Source organism: Campylobacter sp. JMF_15 NE4 (assembly GCF_027737645.1).
GTDB lineage: Bacteria > Campylobacterota > Campylobacteria > Campylobacterales > Campylobacteraceae > Campylobacter_B.
This window is the reverse complement of record NZ_JAOVTY010000001.1, coordinates 66,303-85,056: the sequence shown is the minus strand read 5'-3', so window position 1 is coordinate 85,056 and position 18,754 is coordinate 66,303. Positions and strand designations below refer to the sequence as shown.

Below are 18,754 nucleotides of genomic sequence, written 5' to 3'. Positions count from 1 at the left end.
CTATGACATTTTCACAAATCATCTTAACACTTCAAAACTACTGGCACGAGCAAGGTTGCTTACTTGTCCAGCCTTATGACATGCCAAGTGGAGCTGGCACATACCACCAAGCTACATTTTTGCGCGCTATCGGAAATAAGCCGTGGAATGTAGCCTATGTAGCACCGAGCCGCCGCCCAACTGACGGGCGTTATGGCGAAAACCCAAACCGCCTTGGCGCATATTATCAATTTCAAGTGATTTTAAAACCAAGCCCAGATAATATCCAAGAGCTGTATCTAAAAAGCTTGGAGCGTTTGGGACTAAATCTTAAAGAACACGATATTCGCTTCATCGAAGATAACTGGGAGAGCCCAACTCTTGGCGCTTGGGGGCTAGGCTGGGAGGTTTGGCTGGATGGCATGGAAGTTACGCAATTCACATATTTTCAACAAGTAGGCGGAATCCCTTGCGAGCTAATCAGTGGCGAGATCACTTATGGGCTCGAAAGACTTGCCATGTATCTACAAAACAAGGACAATGTCTATGACATAGCATGGGACGAAAATGTAACTTATGGCGATGTGCATAAAAGAAGCGAATTTGAGTTTTCTAAATACAATTTCGAAGTCGCAGACGCAAATAGGCTGTTTGCGCAGTTTGAAAACGCCTCAGCCGAGTGCAAATCTATCCTAGCGCAGGGACTAGCTCTACCAGCGTATGATTACTGCATGCTAGCAGCACATACCTTCAATGTCCTTGACGCTCGTGGCGCAATCAGCGTAACCCAAAGACAAGACTATATCTTAAAAATCCGTGATATGGCGAAAAACTGCGCTCTATGCTACGCAGATCCAGAGAAATACTTGCAAAATTTGGCTAAGGAAAATTCGTGAAACTTGGCGAAATTTATGAAATTCTAAATACTCTCGCGCCTTTCGAGGATAGCGAGAGCTGGGATAATAGTGGAATTTTACTAGGCGAGATGGGAAGCGAGATTAGCGATATTTATTTAAGTCTAGATGTTACAAGCGAATTAGTGGAAAAAGCCTGGCCAGGCTCACTTCTCGTCGTTCATCACCCGCTGATTTTTAAGGGATTAAAATCGCTAAATCCGCTAATTTACCCGTCAAATTTGATTTATCAACTAATCCAAAAAAACATCAGCGTCATTGCCATGCACACAAATTTCGACAAACATCTGCTAAATAAATATGTCGCGCGTGAAATTTTGGGCTATGAAATTTATGAAAGCAGAGAATTTTTGGAATTCATGCGCGTGGATATGAGCTTTTACGAGCTTGTAAGCGACATAAAAGCCAAATTTAACATGCCTATAATTAGAGCTGTAAATGCCAAAGCGCGTATCAAAACGATCGCGCTTTGCACAGGAAGCGGAAGCGAACTAAATGAAAATTTGGGCGTGGATTGCTTCATCACAGGTGATATCAAATATCATAGTGCGATACAAAATTTAGAAAACAAGGTCTGTTTGATAGATATCAATCACTTTGAAAGTGAGCGCTACTTTGGGGCTTGCCTCGCTCCACACTTGCCAAAAGATAAAATAAAAGTTATAATAAACGAACAAAAAAATCCATTTAAATATTACTAAAAGGAAAATCATGAACAAATATCTAAATCAGTTAGTCGAGCTGTGCGAACACGACAAAGAACTAGACAGCTTCAAGCCAAAAATCGAAGCAGCCCAAGCAAGACTAAATTCGAAAGTTAATCAAATCGACAAAGCCAAAAACGAAATCGATGTGCTAAACGGCGAAATCGAGGAGCTAAGTGAGCAAATTTCACTCACAAACGCTCAAATCGCAGAGCTAAACGCTAAATCAAAAAGTAGCGCGAAAAAATCAGCCTCGCTAAAAACAGAAAAAGAGATCAAAGCCCTTAGCGTCGAGGTCGATATCACAAAAGAGCAGTTAAGTGCTGCAAATGAACAAATTGATAGATTAGAAAAACATGTTGAAACCAAAAAAGCCCTAATCGCTGATTTAGAGGCGCAAAAAAGCGCATTTGAAACCGAGCTTGAAGAGATCAAAGCAGAGGTTAGCACCCAAATGGGCGAGGTCGAAGAGAGCAGATCAAAAATTTATTCAGTTCGCGAAAAACTAATCAAATCAATGGATCCAAAAACCGTATCCTTCTACGAAAAAATCCGCAAATGGGCTAGTAACACAGCTGTCGTTCCAGTGCGCAAACAAGCCTGCTATGGCTGTTTCATGAGATTAAATGACAGAGTTTATAGCGCAGTTATCAAAAGCGATGATATCGTAACCTGCCCGTATTGTGGCAGAATTTTATACAAAGAAGCAGAGTGATTTATACACTTTTTTCTTTTCTTATCTGGCTACTTGCACTGCCGTTTTTGGCGGTGCTAGCCCTCAAAAAAAAATATCACAAAAGCCTTCCTGCTAGGTTTTTACTATTTAAAAATCCGAAATTCAACCCCTGTGATGTGCATTTTCACGCTTGTAGTCTTGGCGAGGTAAATGCGCTTAAAAACCTAATCTCAAATTTTGAAAATATTGCCATTACCACGACCACAGACACAGGCTTTGCAGCAGCGAAGCAAATCACGCAAAACTCGCGCTTTTTGCCGTTTGAAAACCTGCTTCCATTTTGGCTAGAAAAGGCCAAGGTTACCGTGATTTTCGAGGCTGAGCTGTGGCTAAATTTGGTGCGAAGCGCGAAAAAAAACGGCTCGTTTGTTGTGCTTTTAAACGCCCGAATTTCAGATAAAAGCTACAAAAACTATCTGCGATTTAAATTTTACTACAATAAAATTTTTGAAAATATTGATTTGGTTTTAGCCCAAAGCGAGCGCGACAAAACCCGCCTTAGCGAGCTTGGCGCAAAAAATATAATCGTAGCTGGAAATATCAAAAGCGCAAATTCTAGCTCTCCAAGCAAAATTTTGCCAAAATTTCAAAACCGCACCACTATCACGATTGCTAGCACGCACGAGGGCGAGGAAGAGCTGATTTTAGCAGGGTTAAAAAATTTCGCGCAAAATAACAAAAATTTCAAATTTATCCTTGCCCCACGCCACCCAGCTCGTTTCGAACACTGCGCCAAAATCGCGAAAATTTGGACAGATGAGCTAAATTTGAGTTTTGAGAAATTTAGCGAAAACAAAAATTTTAAAAGCGATTTTATACTGCTTGATACAATCGGCGAGCTGATAAATTTCTACGCCATTAGCGATATTGTAATCCTTGGTGGCAGTTTCGTGCCAAATATCGGCGGACACAATCCAATCGAGCCTGCAAGCTTTGGCGCTAAAATCATCAGTGGCAGGTATTTTCACAACCAAAACGCGCTGTATAATCTAGTAAAAAATATCAAAATTTGCGAAGCTAGCGAGCTTGGTGACGCGCTAAAAAACCCGCCCCAAAAGAGCGAAATTTTGCAAATTTGCGATTTAGAACGCATTATAAAAATCATAAAGGACGAAATCAATGCAAGAAAAAGCCTATAAACTTCTAGCAATCCAAGAAAAAATTTCAAACAACGAAGCCAAGGCGCTAATAGACGCTGGGCTTGTGAGCGCGCACGGCAAAAAGCTTAGCGTCGCGCGTGAAATGATGAGCGAAAAAACCATTTTTAGCGTCGCAAAAATGGAAAAACCAAAGCTGATTTACGAGGACGAAAACATCATCGCCGTGGATAAACCTGCGTTTTTGGAGTGCGAAAATTTAGAAAAAATTTATCACGCAACTCTCTTAAATCGCCTTGATAAGGGGACAAGTGGCGTTATAATGCTAGCTAAAAACGAAGAATTTCGCCAAAAAGCGATAAATGAATTCAAAGCCATGCGCGTAAAAAAAACATATCTCGCGCTCGTAAATGGCATAGTCAGCGAAGAGATCAAAATCACCGACCCAATCCTCACAATCAAGGGCAAATCTGGCGCGATTTCGAAAATTTCGCCAAACGGCAAAGAGGCGATTACAAATGTTTTTCCGCTCATGGTAAGCGGTAAAAAATCCTTTGTCAAAATCACAATCGAAACTGGTCGCACGCACCAAATCAGGGTGCATTTAGCCAGCCTCGCTCACGGCATAATCGGCGATGAAAAATACGCCAAAAGCAAATCAAAGCGTATGTTTTTGCACTCATACCAAACCGAAATTTTAGGGTTTAAATTTATCGCCCCATTAAAGGGCGAATTTAACGAATTTGGCTTTGATATACCAAAAAATATGCAATATTAACAGCCATTTAAGTTAAATTTTGGTAATATCGTAGGTTTAATAATTTTATAAGGGAACGATAGTGTTTGAGATAATCAGTGAATCATTTAAAAATGCGGTTAATAAGCTAAAAACAATCGATGATGAAAAAGCGCTCAAAAATGCGCTTGACACCCTCAAAAAGGCACTTTTGAAGGCAGATGTTCATCACAAAGTAACCAAAGATTTCATAGCATTAGTAGAAGCCGATGTCAAAATCAACGGAATCGGTCAAAAGCAATTTTTAGATTCAATCAAAAACAACCTAACCATGATTTTAACAGCGCCAAAAGGTAGCAATCAGGGCTTTGTTTTTGCTGATACGAACCCTACAATCGTGCTTATGGCAGGTTTGCAAGGTAGTGGTAAATCAACCACGACAGTAAAACTTGCAAATTTTTTAAAACTTAGAAAAAAGAAAGTCCTAATCGCGGCTTGCGACTTGCAACGCCTCGCAGCCGTCGAGCAACTAAAACAACTTTGCGAAGCAAACGAGATTGATTTATTTGCCATAGATAATGAAACAAACCCTATCAAAGTCGCAAAAGAGGCCCTTGCAAAGGCAAAAGCTGGATTATATGATGTGCTTTTAGTCGATACTGCTGGACGCCTCGCAATCGACGAAGCGCTAATGGAGCAAATTTCAAATATCAAAAAAGAAATTAACCCGCATGAAATTTTCTATGTCGCTGATGCGATGAGCGGTCAAGACGGCGTGAAAACAGCGGCTAAATTTAACGAAGTACTTGAAATCAGCGGTGTGATTTTGAGCAAATTTGACGCCGATACAAAAGGCGGAATAGCCCTTGGAATCGCACATCAGCTAGGAATTCCACTTAGATTTATCGGAACGGGTGAAAAGGTCGCTGATTTAGAGGGTTTCATACCAGATCGTATCACTAGCCGTATCATGGGAGAGGGCGATTTAGCGACATTGGTCGAGAAAACAGCGGCTGTTTTCGATGAAAAAGAGGCAAAAAAATTAAACAAAAAAATCAAAAAAGGCGAATTTAATTTCAACGACTTTATTTCGCAGTTAGAGAGCGTCAAAAAGCTAGGAAATATGAAAAATTTAATCGGTATGATTCCTGGACTTTCTAGCATGGCAAACAAAATCCAAGATATCGACTTGGAAAATTCAAAAGAGATTAGACATATCAAGGCAATGATTGATTCTATGACGCCAAAAGAGCGCGAAAATCCAGATTTATTGAACAACTCTCGCAAACGCAGACTTGCCCAAGGCGCAGGTTTGTCGCAAGTCGAGGTCAATAGATTTTTGAAACAATTCACAAACGCGGCAAAACTTGCTAAAAAATTCTCGTCAAAAGGCGGTATGCAAGGGCTAGCCTCGATTGTGCAAAAACCGAGATAATTCTCGGTTTTAGAGCTTATCAATGCCCAAATTTTGGGCATTTACAAGTTCTAAAACTTTAAAAATTTCAAGGAGAAAAAATGGCAACAGTTGTTAGACTAACAAGATTAGGTAGAAAGAAAAAACCTTTTTATCGTATAGTTGTAACAGATAGCAGAAAAAGACGCGACGGCGGTTTTATCGAGACTATCGGTTATTATAACCCTCTAAAAGACGAAAACAATGTCAAAGTAGATAGCGAAAGACTAGCTTACTGGAAAAGCGTAGGCGCTAAACTAAGCGATAGAGTTGCTCAAATCACAAGCAAATAATCATGGTTGAAAACTTTATAAAAGAATACGCAAAGCTAATCGTAGATCACCCAGACTCGATTTCTACCGAGCTAAAATCTGGCGATAATTTCACAGAGATTATCATCTACGCTGATAAGGCCGATACTGGCAAACTTATCGGCAAAGACGGCAAAATGATTAACGCCATAAAAACGGTCATCATGGGCTATAAGGCCAAGGATCCGAGTAACTACAAAATCACGGTCAAAGCCAAAGATGCCTGAAAACCTGCTCGAAGTCGCTAAACTCGGCAAAACAGTCGGCCTAAAAGGCGCATTGCGACTTCACGATAAAAGTGATTTCCCAAAACAATTTAAAAAAGGTGCCAAATTTTACTTACAAGATGGCACCGTTTTGGAAATTTCTGCATTTTTACAATCAAATTCCACTGTGAAATTCGTGGGTTTTGAGAGCATTGAACTAGCCCAAAATTTAGTAAATAAAACCCTTTATCAAACTATCGAAAACACTAGAAAAAACTGCCCACTAAAAAAAGGCGAATTTTTCTATTTTGATATTTTGGGGCTTAGCGTTTGCGAAGATGGCGAAATTTTGGGCGAAGTAAGCGACATAATGGAGAGTGGCAGCGCGTATCTTTTCGAGGTAAAAACAGCGAGCGAGCTTGTAAATTTGGGGCTTGCTAGCACATTTTTTGTGCCATACCTAGATAATTTTGTAGTTCAAATTTCGCTTGATGAGCGCAAAATTTTAACCAAAAACGCTAAGGCGATTTTAGAAAATTCATGAAATTTACCTTCGTAAGCCTTTTTCCAAATTTAATCCAGCCATATTTTGGCGACTCGATTTTAAAACGAGCCGTTGATAAGGGCATTATCGAGCTAAATTTTTTAAATCCCAGAGAATTTACTACCAACAAATACAAAAAGGTCGATGATTATATGATAGGCGGAGGCGCAGGCCTTTTAATCGGCACTGAGCCCCTAGCTAGGACGCTTGATGAGTTTAAAAAAACTTCCCCAAACGCAAAAATCATCTACCTAACCCCAGTTGGTAAAAAATTTACCCAAAACGACGCAAAACGCCTAGCTGGGCAGAGCGAAATTTGCTTTATTTGTGGCAGATACGAAGGAATCGACGAGCGCATAATCGAAGAGTATGTCAGCGAGGTTTTTTGCATAGGGGATTTTGTCTTAACTGGTGGCGAGCTTGGTGCGCTGTGTATGAGCGACGCTATAAGCCGAAATTTAGCCGGTGTTTTGGGAAATACTGCCTCGCTTGATGAAGAGAGCTTCGAAGATGGGCTTTTAGAGGCGCCCTCTTTCACAAAACCTGATATTTTTAAAAATTTATCTATAATTTCAGAGTTTTTAAAGGGTAATCACGCTAAAATGCACAGTTTAAAAAATCAAATGGCGCTAATGAAAACTAGGTACTTTCGGGTGGATATGTACCGAAAAATCGCCAAAAAATAAAGGACATTTTATGAAAAACAAGTATATTCAAGCATTTGAAGATGCTCAAATTGCAAACAAAGTTGTGCCTGATTTTCGTGCTGGCGATACACTAAAAGTCGCTATCAGAATCAAAGAAGGCGACAAAAGCCGTGTTCAAAATTTCGAGGGCGTATGTATCGCTAGACGCGGCGAGGGCGTAAGCGAGACATTTATCATTCGCAAAATCGGTGCTAACAGCGTTGGCGTAGAGAGAATTTTCCCAATTTACAGCGAAAGTATCGAAAATATCGAAGTATTACGCCGTGGTCGTGTCCGCAGATCAAAACTATTTTATCTACGCAACAGACAAGGCAAAGCTGCTAAAATTAAAGAGCTTAGAAAATAATTTTAGCCCAAAATTCAGCGCAAATTTGCGCAAAATAGGATTTTATCTCGCTAATGAGATAAAATCTATCATTATTTTATTTTCGTTTAAAAACAATGTATAAAATCACGAAATTTAAATTTTACATAGCTTATTTTTTTAATAAATTTTGTAAAATTTCAATAAAATTTTCAAGAGTGATGAATTATGATATATCTAGGCATTGATGTTGGTTCCACGACCGTCAAAACAGTAATTTTAAATGAAAATAATGAAATTTTAGAAAAAACCTACCAAAGACATTTAGCCAAACCAAAAGAGCTAGTTTTACAACGAATTTTAGAAATCCAAAAAACATATCCAAACGAAAATTTCAGCCTCTCCATTGCAGGTTCAGCCGGTATGGGTATCGCCAAAAACTGCGAAATTCCCTTTGTCCAAGAGGTTTATGCCACTTCGCTAGGAGTTAGGCAGATGTTTCCTAAAACCGATATCGTCATCGAACTAGGTGGTGAGGACGCGAAAATTATTTTTCTCACAGGCGGGGTCGAGGAGCGTATGAACGGCTCGTGCGCGGGCGGAACTGGCGCGTTTATCGATCAAATGACAAATTTACTAAATTTAGATATCGCAGAACTAGACAAACTAAGCTTTAACGCGAGCAAAATTTACCCTATCGCCTCTCGGTGCGGTGTTTTTGCCAAAAGCGATATTCAGCCTCTTTTAAATCAAGGCGTGCGCAAAGAAGACATAAGTGCGAGCATTTACGCGGCCGTAGTCGAGCAGACAATCGCAGGCCTTGCCCAAGGGCGCGAGGTTAAGGGCAATATTTTGTTTCTAGGCGGACCACTATTTTTCTTAAAAGGCCTGCAAAAACGCTTCAAAGAGGCGCTAAATTTAAACGACGAAAACGCCACCTTCCCTGATATCGGACCGTTTTTCGTGGCGTATGGCTCAGCGATTTATGCCCAAAAAACAGGCACTGCGCTAAATTTAGACAAAACCATAGAACTTTTACAAAAAAACCCAAACAAAGAGTTATTAGAATCCGAAGCTCCACTTTTTAACTCACAAGCCGAATTTGACGAATTTATCGCCCGCCACGAAAAAGCGAGCGTCCCCAAAGCCGACATCGCCTCATACTCTGGGAATGCGTATTTGGGCGTGGATTGCGGCAGCACGACGATTAAGGTCGTTTTAATCGGCGAAAATTACGAGCTTTTATACAAATTTTACTCATCAAACAAGGGCGATCCGATAAATATCTTGCAAGAAAAACTAGCCGAAATTTACGCCCTTTGTGGCTCGCGCATAAAAATCAAAAGCTCAGGCGTTACAGGATATGGCGAGGAGCTGATCAAAACCGCATTTGGCTTTGATTACGGCATAGTTGAGACTATCGCGCATTACAGCGCGGCGCGCCACTTCAACCCCAAGGTCGATTTCATCATCGATATCGGCGGACAAGATATAAAATGCTTTTCGATAAAAGACGGCAATATCGATTCTATCGTGCTAAATGAGGCGTGCAGTTCAGGGTGCGGGTCGTTTTTGCAAACATTTTCGAATTCACTAGGTCATGAAATCAAAAATTTCGCCAAAATGGGGCTTTTCGCCTCGCACCCAGCCAAGCTTGGTAGCCGTTGCACGGTCTTTATGAACTCATCTGTAAAACAGGCCCAAAAAGACGGCGCGAGTGTGGAAGATATCAGCGCAGGACTTGCAATTAGCGTGATTAAAAACGCGATTTACAAGGTAATTCGCGTGCGAAATTCCGACGATTTGGGACAAAATATCGTGGTTCAGGGCGGGACATTTTTAAACAATGCCGTGCTAAGAGCCTTTGAAAAAGAGCTTGGCAAAAATGTCATCAGGCTCGATATCAGCGAGCTTATGGGCGCGTATGGGGCTGCGCTTTTTGCGCGTGATAATGCACCGGAGAGCTCAAATTTAATCACGAGCGAAAAACTAGCAATATTTACGCACAAAAGTGAATTTGATACCTGCAAGCTTTGCACAAACAAATGCCCGCTTACAATCACGCATTTTGAAAATTCGAAATTTATCACTGGAAATAAATGCGAAAGAGGCGCAGGTAAGGCTATCAGAAACGATATTACGAATTTATTCGAGTTTAAAAATGAGCTTTTGAAAAAATACAAAAAGCTCCCAAAAGACGGCGCGCCAAAAGTCGGAATTCCGCTTGTTTTGAATATGTATGAGATGATCCCGTTTTGGAGTGCGTTTTTTGAAAATTTAGGCATGAGCGTCGTGCTATCTCGCAAACCACGCAAAGAGACGCTGTTTTTAGCCAATCAAAGCATACCAAGCGACACAGTCTGCTACCCAGCCAAAAGCGTGCATGGCCACATCTACGACTTGCTAGCGCAAAATGTCGATTTTATATTTTATCCGTGCATGAGCTATAACCTAGACGAAAATATCAGCGAAAACTGCTACAACTGCCCTGTGGTGGCATACTACCCAGAACTAATCAAAGCAAATGTCAGCGCGCTGGACGAACGGGCGTTTTTATACCCGCACCTAGATCTAAATGTGCCTGAATTTTTTGCCAAAACTATGCGAAAAGAGCTAGCAAATTTAGGGTTTAAATTTAAGCTTGATGTCATCAAAAACGCCGTATTTCAGGGCAAAAAAGAGTTAGAAAACTACAAAAACACTATTCTAATCAAAGGCGAAGAAACCCTAAATTTAATCCGCGAGCAAAATTTGAGCGCAATCGTGCTTGCTGGCAGACCATATCATATCGACAAAAGCGTAAATCACGGGATTGATCGTTACTTAAATTCTCTCGGATTTATCGTGCTAAGCGAGGATAGCCTGCCACTAATGCAGGTTCAAACCAAATCACTAAATCAATGGACATACCACGCCAGGCTGTATAGCGCGGCTAGATTTATCTGCAAATACCATAAAATGCAACTCGTGCAACTTGTAAGCTTTGGGTGCGGGATAGACGCGATTACAGGCGATGAAGTGCGCGATCTGCTACGCGCAAATGGCAAAATTTACACTCAGCTTAAAATCGACGAAGTTACAAATCTAGGCGCAGTCAAAATCCGCCTACGCTCGCTAAAAGCGACAATGTTAGAGCGCGAAAAAGCTCAATTTATACAAAAAGGCTAATGATGTTTGCGAAATTTACAAAAGATATGAAAAGCACTCACACGATTTTAATCCCTACGATGATCGATCCGCATTTTCGCTTTATGAAAAGCGTTTTGGCCGATGAGGGGTATAAAAGCGTGCTTTTACGGGACAACCGCGCAAACATCGTCGAGGAGGGCTTGCGAAATGTCCATAACGATATGTGCTACCCTGCCCTGCTGGTAATCGGGCAGTTTATCGACGCGCTAAAAAGTGGCGAATTTGACACGCACAAGGTCGCACTTCTGATAAGCCAAACAGGTGGCGGGTGCAGGGCGAGCAACTATATAAATTTGCTTCGCAAAGCCCTAAACGAAAGCGGTTTTGGCTATGTGCCGGTGATCTCGCTAAATTTTGGCTCGCTAGATGAAAATGGATTTGCGCTGAGCAAAATGGCGCTAATCAAGCTGTTTGTGGCGATTTTTTACGGCGATTTGATGATGAATTTATACAATCAGTGCAAACCATACGAAAAAATTCCCAATCAAACAAACGAAATTTACGAAAAAATGGTCGAATTTATCGCAAATTTGACAAATCAAAAGTCATTTTTCAAACTAAATAAAAATTTTAGCCATATCTTGCAAAATTTCGCCAAAATAGAGCGTTCTAGCGAGCCAAAAATCAGAGTTGGTATCGTGGGCGAAATCTATCTGAAATACTCCCCTATCGGCAACAACGGCCTAAACGCCTACCTCATCAAAGAAAACGCAGAGCCAGTAAATACCGGACTAATGGATTTCGTGCTGACTTGCATTTATGATGCTGTGTATGACAAAAAGCTCTATGGCAAGGGTGGTGCGGCGTATTGGGGTAGCCTTGGGGTTGCAAAAATTTTAGAATTTTGCCAAAAAAAATTAATCCGCGCTATGAAAAAACACGGATTTCGTCCGCCAACGCCATTTAAAGAGGTGCGCGCAGCCGCTGAGGGATACATCAGCCACGGCGTGAAAATGGGCGAAGGGTGGCTACTCACAGCTGAAATGGTCGAGTTTATGAAGCAAGGTGTGCAAAATGTCGTCTGCGCCCAGCCATTTGGCTGTCTGCCAAATCACATCATCGCGCGCGGTATGATACGCAAAATCAAGCAAAACTACCCAGACGCCAACATCGCCGCGATTGACTACGACCCGGGCGCAAGTGCAGTAAATCAGGAAAACCGCATAAAATTAATGCTTTCAAATGCAAATAGGGAATTTTAAAATTTAAAATTTCGTGAGAATTTGGCTAAATTTAACAGCCAAATTTGGCTAAATTTCAATGAATTTAGCCAAATTTCATCTATCTTGTTCTGCGTTTTATATCTCTGTGCGCACTTCTGTGGCGTTCGCCGTTGTCATTATCAAACCCCCTAGCCTCGCGTTCGCGCCTTTTGATTTCTTTGTAACGAGAGCTTGCTTTGATAACTTCCGCTTCCCTTCTAGCCCGACGCAAGGTCATTTCGCGCTCGCCGTTGTTACCATGAATTTTGCGGATTTCGCGCTCGTGGCGGATTGATTTATTGCCCAGGCGGTGATTGTGTGGGTGCGAAGAGATAGCTGGGCGAGTGTGCGGGCGAGTATTTATATGGCCGTGGCGATTGTCCCGAACCACGACTGGGCGTCTATCTACCACGACAGGACGCCTATCCACGATAACTGGGCGTCTATCATAAATCACAGGACGACGGCGATAACCCCTATCGTAGTAATAATCGCTCTCGTAATACCCCCTATAATACGGGCTTCCACTATCATACACCACGCTACCTGAGGCTCTCGTATGCGCACAGCCTGTGAAAAACAGACCGACAATCGCGCCAAGAATTGCGAATTTTAAAATTTTCATTTTGTATCTCCTTTATGAAATCGGAGCGAATTTTACATTTGCGTGATTAAATTTTTTGTTTATGAAATTTAAATTTAAAAGCTAGGGCGAAATTTGATAAATTTTAAAATTTCGCCCCAAATTTGGCTAAATTTAGCCGTTATAACCCAAGCGTCTCATATTTGCGCAAGCGTTTTTGTATCCATAATAACAAGTTACACGGTAAAGATCAATCGCATTAAAAATATTTTTTTCGACGCCTTGACCGCGCTCAAACATATCAGCTAATTTCATGCAAGCTGGGAAATTCTGCGTGCCAGTGCATGCCATGTTATAGGCATTTGCAGCTGAGGCGAAATCGCCTTTGGCATACATTGATTCAGCAAAACTAAAACACAACGGACCATTTCCTTGCTTACAAGCATCGCTTTGAACAGCATTACCTTGCAAATTCATAGGGCGGATTCCGTCTTGGATCTCGTTGTAGCTGTATTTTCCAGCCTTTGGCGCGCTTACTGCGCTTTTTGGTGCATTGCTGACACAACCTGCTAAAAATAATCCTGCAATCATCACAGCGATTAAATTTTTCATAAGCTATCCTTATCTGCCCAAGATATAGTAAGTGTCTTTGTTCGGCACTTTTTCTAAGGCTATATTAAATTTATCCGACCAAGCCTTGATCATATCTACAACAGCCTCTTTGCGCTCTTTTGTAGCGGCCTCATTTTTGATTTTAAAATACGGATTTGTATTTGACATAGCGATGTAAGCATCATAAATTTTAAGCTTATCGTTTAGTGTAACGATGTGCTCCAACTCTGTGTCTGTGAAATCACATTTTGACAAAATACCGCGAAGTTGCGCTATCACCGCCTCGCTTGAAGTATAACCTAATGCTAGAAGAATTCCCTCTTCACTCATATTAATCCTTTCTAATGAAATTTATTGTTTGTTTGCTTGCGAAATTAAAACGCCCTCGATTAGCTTTTTTATATCGCCATCAAGTATCGCATCAGTCTGGCTAAACGCCTCGCCTGAGCGGTTGTCCTTGACCTGCTGATACGGGAAAAGCACATAAGAGCGAATCTGATGTCCCCAGCCAATATCGCTTTTTTCGATACTATCGCTTGCTTCTCGTTTTTTCATAAGTTCAAGCTCGTAAAGTCGCGATTTTAGCACCTTCATTGCCGTTTCTTTATTTTTGTGTTGGCTTCTATCGTTTTGACAATTCACCACAATCCCAGTGGCTAAGTGAGTTATGCGAACAGCGCTTTCTGTTTTGTTAATATGCTGACCACCTGCCCCGCTAGCGCGAAAAACATCTATTTTAATATCCTTATCCTCGATATTTATCTCAATATCATCGTTTAGCTCAGGGCTTACCATGACGCTTGAAAAGCTCGTGTGCCTACGCCCTGCACTATCAAATGGGCTGGTTCGCACTAGGCGGTGGATTCCGTTTTCGGCCTTTAAATATCCATAGGCATTTTCGCCACGCACGATAAAGCTTACATCTTTAATCCCCGCTTCATCGCCCTCTTGGAAATCCAAAACCTCTACCTTAAAACCCTCTCTCTCGCAAAACCTGCTATACATACGATACAGCATGCCCGCCCAGTCGCAACTCTCTGTCCCACCAGCTCCCGGGTGGATAGTGATAATCGCGTTTTTGTCATCGTCATCGCCACCGAGCATCATCGCTAACTCTAAATTTGAAATTTCCTCTTCCAGCTTGCCTGCGCCCTCGAAAAGGTCGTTTATCGTATCATCATCATTTTCGCTAAGGGCTAATTCGTAAATTTCACGCGCATCATCAAGCGCAGAATTTGCCTTTTTAAATTTAGCTAGCACTGAGCTGATTTTGGTCTTTTCGCGTCCGATCTGAGTTGCTAGCTTCACATCACTCCAAAATTTCTCGTCCGCTTCGATTTTTGAAATTTCTTCTAAGCGCGCGCTAATTTCATCTGGTTTGATAATCGAGCTAATATTATTGATTTTTATGTCAAGGTTTTTCAAAAGTTCGCTATATTCGTAATTATCCAAGTTTTGCCTTTAAATTTTTTGCGAGATTATAACAGCTTAAAGCTTTTAACCCTTTTAACCCAGAGTTAAATTTTAATTTTTTTGAGTTATAATCGCCCTTTAAATTTCAAAATTTGGAAGTAAATATGCAAATTATTCGAACAGTAGAAGAGTTACGAGCATTTCGTGCCAATGCCTGTGGTAATGTGGGATTTGTCCCTACAATGGGGGCTTTGCACGCCGGACACATAAGCCTAATCAAACAAGCCAGAAACGAAAACGACATCGTAATCGTATCGACCTTCGTAAATCCTACGCAGTTTTTACCGGGCGAGGATTACGAAAAATATCCAAAAAACGAAGAAGCAGATATTAAAATTTGCGAAAATTTAGACATAAACGCTATGTTTATCCCAGAAGTTAGCGAAATTTACACTGATAATGAACCAACAATCATAGCGGTGCGCCCAGCCTCTGAAATCTTAGAGGGCAAAACCCGCCCAGGGCACTTCGACGGCGTGTGTATGGTGCTGAATAAATTTTTTAATATTATTCGCCCAAACAATGTCTATATGGGTAAAAAAGACGCCCAACAGCTCTTTATCGTGCAAAATATGGTAAAAAGCTTTTTAATGGATATTAATATCGTGCCATGCGAAATCGTCAGAGAGAGCGACGGGCTGGCTCTGAGCTCACGCAATGCGTATTTAGACGAAGAGGAAAAAATGCTTGCGCTTAAAATTTCGCGCTCCCTCTTAAACGCTAGCAACCTAATCGCCAAAGGCGAGATTAGCACGAGCATTTTAAAGGATAAAATGCTTTCGATTTTAGAGCCATTAGAGGTCGATTATATCGCGTTTGTAAATAGAAATTTCGAAATTTTAGACCAAATCGAGCCTAAAAACACCATTATCCTTGTCGCTGCCAAAGTTGGCAAAACTCGCCTAATCGATAATATTTGGTTGTAAAAATGCCAAAACTTTATTTAGTCTCACTTGGGTGCAATAAAAATCTCGTCGATAGCGAGATTATGCTAGGTAGGTTGCAAAACTACGAAATCGTCTCCGAGCCCGAAAATGCCGATGTCATGATAGTAAATACCTGCGGATTTATCGCTTCGGCGAAGCAAGAAAGTATCCGCACGATCCTAGAACTCGCCGAATTTAAGAAAAAAAACGGCGTTTTGGTTGTAACTGGCTGTTTGATGGAGCGTTATAAAGACGAGCTTATGCGTGAGCTTCCCGAAGTCGATATTTTCAGCGGTGTCGGGGATTACGATAAAATAGATGAGATGATTTTAAAAAAACAAAATCTATTTTCGCCTAATACTTACTTGCAAACCACGCAAAAAAGGGTAATCACTGGCTCAAATTTTCACGCTTACATTAAAATCGCCGAAGGGTGCAATCAAAAATGCAGTTTTTGCGCGATTCCAAGCTTCAAAGGGCGACTAAAAAGTCGCAGTTTAGATGACATCGAAGCCGAAGTCAGGGATTTGGTCGCACAGGGATTTTATGATTTTAGCTTTATCGCGCAAGATACGAGCAGCTACGGGCGAGATAGGGGCGAAAAAGACGGGCTAATCGCGCTTATAAATCGCATCGAAAAGATTAAGGGCGTTAAATTTGCGCGAATTCTTTATCTTTATCCGACCACGACGAGCGAAAATTTGATTAAAACTATCATAAATTCGAGCGTTTTTGTGAATTATTTCGATATGCCAATCCAGCACATAAATGACGAAATGCTAAAAATTATGAAGCGCGGAAACGGCAAAAGCGAGATTTTAAATTTGCTAAATTTAATGCGCTCTGCTCCAAATTCGTTTTTGCGAACCGGCGTGATAATCGGACACCCGGGCGAGAGCGAGAGCGAATTTAACGAGCTTTGCGAGTTTTTAAGCGAGTTTAAATTTGATAGAATTTCAGCCTTTGCCTACTCCAAAGAAGAAGACACGGCAAGTTTTAATATGGAGCAAATTCCAACTCGCGTTATCACAAAACGGCTAAATAAAATCGAAAAAATCGTGGATAAGGCGATTTGTGAGAGTTTCGCTGGGCTTGTCGGCACCACGCAAAGCGTGGAAATCACGGGCATTAGCAGTGAAGGTGAGTTTTTTTATGGCGCGAAACTTGCTCTTTGGGACAAAGACATCGACGGCGAGATTTTAATCAACGAAAGCGAGATTGAAAATCTGCAAATCGGACAGCTATATAAGTGCGAGATTAGCGAATTCGTGGGCGGGAAACTCATAGGGAAAATTACAAAACAAGCTAAATAAAAATGCAAATTTTAAATATAGACCATGAGATTTTGGACTTTTTGCGTGATAGGAAAAATTTACTTGCTTTTTCGCATGGGAGCGACAGCACGGCGCTTTTTTATACGCTTTTAAATTGGGGCGTTAAATTCGACTGCGCTTTTGTGAATTACAAAACCCGCGAAAATAGCGATTTAGAAGCAATTTCAGCAAAAGAGCTTTGCGATAAATTTGGCGTTAAAATTTATATCAAAACTGCTCCGCTAAATTTAGAAAATTCAGGCGATTTCGAAAACACTGCGCGCAAAATTCGCTACGATTTTTTTGATGAAATTTGCGCTAAATTTGGCTATGAAAATCTCATCACGGCACACCAGTTAAACGATAAATTTGAGTGGTTTTTAATGCAACTTGGACGAGGTGCGGGTCTAGCAAACCTGCTGGGCTTTGAAAAAATCGAAAATCGCACAAATTACGCTATCGTGAGGCCACTTTATAATGTCAGCAAAACGCAAATTTTAGAGTTTTTAAGCGAAAATAAAATCAAATTTTTTAACGATATTTCAAACGAAAACACTAAATTTAAACGAAACGCCGTAAGGGCTGAATTTAGTGATAAATTCGTAGAAAAATACGCTTTAAATTTAGCCAAAAGTTTTGAGTTTTTATCAATCGACAAGGAAAATTTGCTAGGCGAATTTCTCTATCAAAAAAATAAATTTTTTGTGCTTGAAAATTCGCAAAAAAGCCTAAATTTAATAGATAAAGCGTGTAAAATTTTAGGTGTCGTTTTAAGTCAAAATCAACGAAAAGAAATTTTAAAAACAGACTGCGTCCTTTCTGGCAAAATTTGCGTTTGCAAAAACGAAAAATTCTACTTCGTCGCCCCTTTTGAGAAAGCTAAAATGGATAAAAAATTCAAAGAAAAATGCCGAATTTTAAAAATTCCACCACTTGTTCGCCCCTATATTTTCGCTAGAAGCGAAATTTTAGCAGAGTGCGAAGGGCTAATTTCTGGCCTCAACCATAGCGATTTTGTTGATAAAATCGGCGAAATTTAGGTTGATAAGATTTGTTTTGATATGGATTCGTGTAAAAATCACATAGCCGATCTCATTGCTGAGCGTGCCATCTGAGTAAATGAAAACATTTGTCAAAAACTCGCTGTTTTTTGACTGGTAAAAATTATCAATTTGGAAATTTAAAATCTCATAAAATAGCTCATCGCTATCGCTCATCATGCCCTTTATTTCGTCATCTATGAGAATCATATCGGCATAGAGGGCGCGTTTTTTGTTTGCCACCAAAAACGCCACGCGGTCGTTAAATTTGAGCACAAACATCGCGACACTATCGATTTCATGCTGATTTTTGTATAAAAAATAAAGCACCTTAAAAAGGCTTTCATAAGAGTTGAAGCTCGCGCCGAATTTCTCGTCGCTTTTAGTAGTCGCACTGCGCGGGAATTCCACGGTAAAATCGCTATCGACACTTTGATAAAAGCACTCGTCCGCCCTTTTAGGCTCGCTAGAAAAAATCACCCTTTGAGCAGGGTCGTCGATTAGTATATTTGCGTGCAAACTCTTGGCAATGCTTTGCCTAAATTCCGCCATTTGCGCCGCGAAATCAGTTGCATCATCGACGCTAAATTTGAGCGTCTTTTCATCTACGATTTTTTTACTAAATCCAAGTTTTCTAAAAACAAATTCGCACTCGCTATCATTTTGCGCCACGCTTAGAAAAGATTTAGCCTTGAAAAGTCCCATTTTTTCTCCTAAAAAATGCT

Annotated in this window: 21 protein-coding genes; 16 read left to right on the top strand and 5 right to left on the bottom strand. The window is 40.7% G+C overall.

What is annotated here, in order from left to right; all coding sequences use genetic code 11:
- Positions 1 to 2 precede the first annotated feature (2 nt).
- From glyQ to OFN98_RS00400, 13 genes are all read left to right on the top strand, one after another.
- The gene (glyQ, locus tag OFN98_RS00460; protein WP_270858246.1) at positions 3 to 875 is read left to right on the top strand and encodes a glycine--tRNA ligase subunit alpha; all 873 of its coding nucleotides are present in this window, start codon (positions 3 to 5) and stop codon (positions 873 to 875) included.
- A complete protein-coding gene (locus OFN98_RS00455) occupies positions 872 to 1,594 on the top strand; it encodes a Nif3-like dinuclear metal center hexameric protein (RefSeq protein WP_270874128.1) in 723 nt (240 codons plus the stop codon). The genes glyQ and OFN98_RS00455 overlap by 4 nt, the downstream gene beginning before the upstream one ends.
- Before the next feature lie 10 nt (positions 1,595 to 1,604).
- Positions 1,605 to 2,312, top strand: a complete 708-nt coding sequence (locus OFN98_RS00450) for a zinc ribbon domain-containing protein (protein WP_270874129.1) — start codon at positions 1,605 to 1,607, stop codon at positions 2,310 to 2,312.
- Positions 2,309 to 3,472: a lipid IV(A) 3-deoxy-D-manno-octulosonic acid transferase gene (waaA, locus tag OFN98_RS00445; protein ID WP_270874130.1), complete on the top strand. Its 1,164-nt coding sequence runs from the start codon at positions 2,309 to 2,311 to the stop codon at positions 3,470 to 3,472. The genes OFN98_RS00450 and waaA overlap by 4 nt, the downstream gene beginning before the upstream one ends.
- Positions 3,453 to 4,208 (top strand): RluA family pseudouridine synthase, encoded by a 756-nt coding sequence (locus OFN98_RS00440; protein WP_270874131.1) that lies wholly within the window; start codon positions 3,453 to 3,455, stop codon positions 4,206 to 4,208. The genes waaA and OFN98_RS00440 overlap by 20 nt, the downstream gene beginning before the upstream one ends.
- A gap of 61 nt (positions 4,209 to 4,269) precedes the next feature.
- The gene (gene ffh, locus OFN98_RS00435; RefSeq protein WP_270874132.1) at positions 4,270 to 5,601 is read left to right on the top strand and encodes a signal recognition particle protein; all 1,332 of its coding nucleotides are present in this window, start codon (positions 4,270 to 4,272) and stop codon (positions 5,599 to 5,601) included.
- 80 nt (positions 5,602 to 5,681) lie between these two features.
- Entirely contained in the window at positions 5,682 to 5,912 is a 231-nt protein-coding gene (gene rpsP, locus OFN98_RS00430) for a 30S ribosomal protein S16 (protein WP_270858252.1), read from the top strand.
- 2 nt (positions 5,913 to 5,914) lie between these two features.
- On the top strand, positions 5,915 to 6,157 hold the full coding sequence (locus OFN98_RS00425) for a KH domain-containing protein (protein WP_270858253.1): 243 nt from the start codon (positions 5,915 to 5,917) through the stop codon (positions 6,155 to 6,157).
- The gene (rimM, locus tag OFN98_RS00420) at positions 6,150 to 6,680 is read left to right on the top strand and encodes a ribosome maturation factor RimM (RefSeq protein WP_270858254.1); all 531 of its coding nucleotides are present in this window, start codon (positions 6,150 to 6,152) and stop codon (positions 6,678 to 6,680) included. Before OFN98_RS00425 ends, rimM begins: the two co-directional genes overlap by 8 nt.
- On the top strand, positions 6,677 to 7,366 hold the full coding sequence (gene trmD, locus OFN98_RS00415; protein WP_270865974.1) for a tRNA (guanosine(37)-N1)-methyltransferase TrmD: 690 nt from the start codon (positions 6,677 to 6,679) through the stop codon (positions 7,364 to 7,366). The genes rimM and trmD overlap by 4 nt, the downstream gene beginning before the upstream one ends.
- Before the next feature lie 10 nt (positions 7,367 to 7,376).
- A complete protein-coding gene (gene rplS, locus OFN98_RS00410; RefSeq protein ID WP_270858256.1) occupies positions 7,377 to 7,733 on the top strand; it encodes a 50S ribosomal protein L19 in 357 nt (118 codons plus the stop codon).
- A gap of 186 nt (positions 7,734 to 7,919) precedes the next feature.
- The gene (locus OFN98_RS00405) at positions 7,920 to 10,859 is read left to right on the top strand and encodes an acyl-CoA dehydratase activase (RefSeq protein WP_270874133.1); all 2,940 of its coding nucleotides are present in this window, start codon (positions 7,920 to 7,922) and stop codon (positions 10,857 to 10,859) included.
- Positions 10,860 to 10,861: 2 nt separating this feature from the next.
- A complete protein-coding gene (locus tag OFN98_RS00400) occupies positions 10,862 to 12,082 on the top strand; it encodes a 2-hydroxyacyl-CoA dehydratase (protein WP_270874134.1) in 1,221 nt (406 codons plus the stop codon).
- Between the two features lie 79 nt (positions 12,083 to 12,161).
- Here the strand turns inward: OFN98_RS00400 and OFN98_RS00395 are convergent, their stop codons facing one another.
- From OFN98_RS00395 to prfB, 4 genes are all read right to left on the bottom strand, one after another.
- Positions 12,162 to 12,707: a hypothetical protein gene (locus tag OFN98_RS00395; protein ID WP_270874135.1), complete on the bottom strand. Its 546-nt coding sequence runs from the start codon at positions 12,705 to 12,707 to the stop codon at positions 12,162 to 12,164.
- Positions 12,708 to 12,839: 132 nt separating this feature from the next.
- Positions 12,840 to 13,277, bottom strand: a complete 438-nt coding sequence (locus OFN98_RS00390) for a hypothetical protein (RefSeq protein WP_270862039.1) — start codon at positions 13,275 to 13,277, stop codon at positions 12,840 to 12,842.
- 9 nt (positions 13,278 to 13,286) lie between these two features.
- Positions 13,287 to 13,607 carry a type II secretion system protein gene (locus tag OFN98_RS00385; RefSeq protein WP_270858261.1) on the bottom strand — a complete coding sequence of 107 codons (321 nt, stop codon included), beginning with the start codon at positions 13,605 to 13,607 and terminating at the stop codon, positions 13,287 to 13,289.
- Between the two features lie 21 nt (positions 13,608 to 13,628).
- A complete protein-coding gene (prfB, locus tag OFN98_RS00380; RefSeq protein WP_270865087.1) occupies positions 13,629 to 14,729 on the bottom strand; it encodes a peptide chain release factor 2 in 1,101 nt (366 codons plus the stop codon).
- Between the two features lie 125 nt (positions 14,730 to 14,854).
- On the opposite strand from prfB, the gene panC reads away from it, so the two are divergent.
- From panC to tilS, 3 genes are read left to right on the top strand one after another with little or no spacing between them, the layout of a single operon-like run.
- Positions 14,855 to 15,676: a pantoate--beta-alanine ligase gene (gene panC, locus OFN98_RS00375; RefSeq protein WP_270876557.1), complete on the top strand. Its 822-nt coding sequence runs from the start codon at positions 14,855 to 14,857 to the stop codon at positions 15,674 to 15,676.
- A 2-nt stretch (positions 15,677 to 15,678) separates the two neighbouring features.
- Positions 15,679 to 16,989 carry a 30S ribosomal protein S12 methylthiotransferase RimO gene (gene rimO, locus OFN98_RS00370; protein ID WP_270876556.1) on the top strand — a complete coding sequence of 437 codons (1,311 nt, stop codon included), beginning with the start codon at positions 15,679 to 15,681 and terminating at the stop codon, positions 16,987 to 16,989.
- Positions 16,990 to 16,991: 2 nt separating this feature from the next.
- Entirely contained in the window at positions 16,992 to 18,029 is a 1,038-nt protein-coding gene (tilS, locus tag OFN98_RS00365; protein ID WP_270876555.1) for a tRNA lysidine(34) synthetase TilS, read from the top strand.
- Here the strand turns inward: tilS and OFN98_RS00360 are convergent.
- The gene (locus OFN98_RS00360; protein ID WP_270876554.1) at positions 17,976 to 18,734 is read right to left on the bottom strand and encodes a hypothetical protein; all 759 of its coding nucleotides are present in this window, start codon (positions 18,732 to 18,734) and stop codon (positions 17,976 to 17,978) included. The genes tilS and OFN98_RS00360 overlap by 54 nt on opposite strands.
- Between the last annotated feature and the right edge of the window lie 20 nt (positions 18,735 to 18,754).

Bases quoted from the DNA above. Each gene is read 5' to 3' on its own strand.
- OFN98_RS00400 (WP_270874134.1), top strand. From the start codon at position 10,862: ATGTTTGCGAAATTTACAAAAGATATGAAAAGCACTCACACGATTTTA.
- OFN98_RS00440 (WP_270874131.1), top strand. From the start codon at position 3,453: ATGCAAGAAAAAGCCTATAAACTTCTAGCAATCCAAGAAAAAATTTCA.
- panC (WP_270876557.1), top strand. From the start codon at position 14,855: ATGCAAATTATTCGAACAGTAGAAGAGTTACGAGCATTTCGTGCCAAT.
- glyQ (WP_270858246.1), top strand. From the start codon at position 3: ATGACATTTTCACAAATCATCTTAACACTTCAAAACTACTGGCACGAG.
- OFN98_RS00450 (WP_270874129.1), top strand. From the start codon at position 1,605: ATGAACAAATATCTAAATCAGTTAGTCGAGCTGTGCGAACACGACAAA.
- OFN98_RS00405 (WP_270874133.1), top strand. From the start codon at position 7,920: ATGATATATCTAGGCATTGATGTTGGTTCCACGACCGTCAAAACAGTA.
- OFN98_RS00390 (WP_270862039.1), bottom strand. From the start codon at position 13,277: ATGAAAAATTTAATCGCTGTGATGATTGCAGGATTATTTTTAGCAGGT.
- OFN98_RS00425 (WP_270858253.1), top strand. From the start codon at position 5,915: ATGGTTGAAAACTTTATAAAAGAATACGCAAAGCTAATCGTAGATCAC.
- rimO (WP_270876556.1), top strand. From the start codon at position 15,679: ATGCCAAAACTTTATTTAGTCTCACTTGGGTGCAATAAAAATCTCGTC.
- trmD (WP_270865974.1), top strand. From the start codon at position 6,677: ATGAAATTTACCTTCGTAAGCCTTTTTCCAAATTTAATCCAGCCATAT.
- OFN98_RS00360 (WP_270876554.1), bottom strand. From the start codon at position 18,734: ATGGGACTTTTCAAGGCTAAATCTTTTCTAAGCGTGGCGCAAAATGAT.
- tilS (WP_270876555.1), top strand. From the start codon at position 16,992: ATGCAAATTTTAAATATAGACCATGAGATTTTGGACTTTTTGCGTGAT.
- rplS (WP_270858256.1), top strand. From the start codon at position 7,377: ATGAAAAACAAGTATATTCAAGCATTTGAAGATGCTCAAATTGCAAAC.
- OFN98_RS00385 (WP_270858261.1), bottom strand. From the start codon at position 13,607: ATGAGTGAAGAGGGAATTCTTCTAGCATTAGGTTATACTTCAAGCGAG.
- OFN98_RS00395 (WP_270874135.1), bottom strand. From the start codon at position 12,707: ATGAAAATTTTAAAATTCGCAATTCTTGGCGCGATTGTCGGTCTGTTT.
- rpsP (WP_270858252.1), top strand. From the start codon at position 5,682: ATGGCAACAGTTGTTAGACTAACAAGATTAGGTAGAAAGAAAAAACCT.
- rimM (WP_270858254.1), top strand. From the start codon at position 6,150: ATGCCTGAAAACCTGCTCGAAGTCGCTAAACTCGGCAAAACAGTCGGC.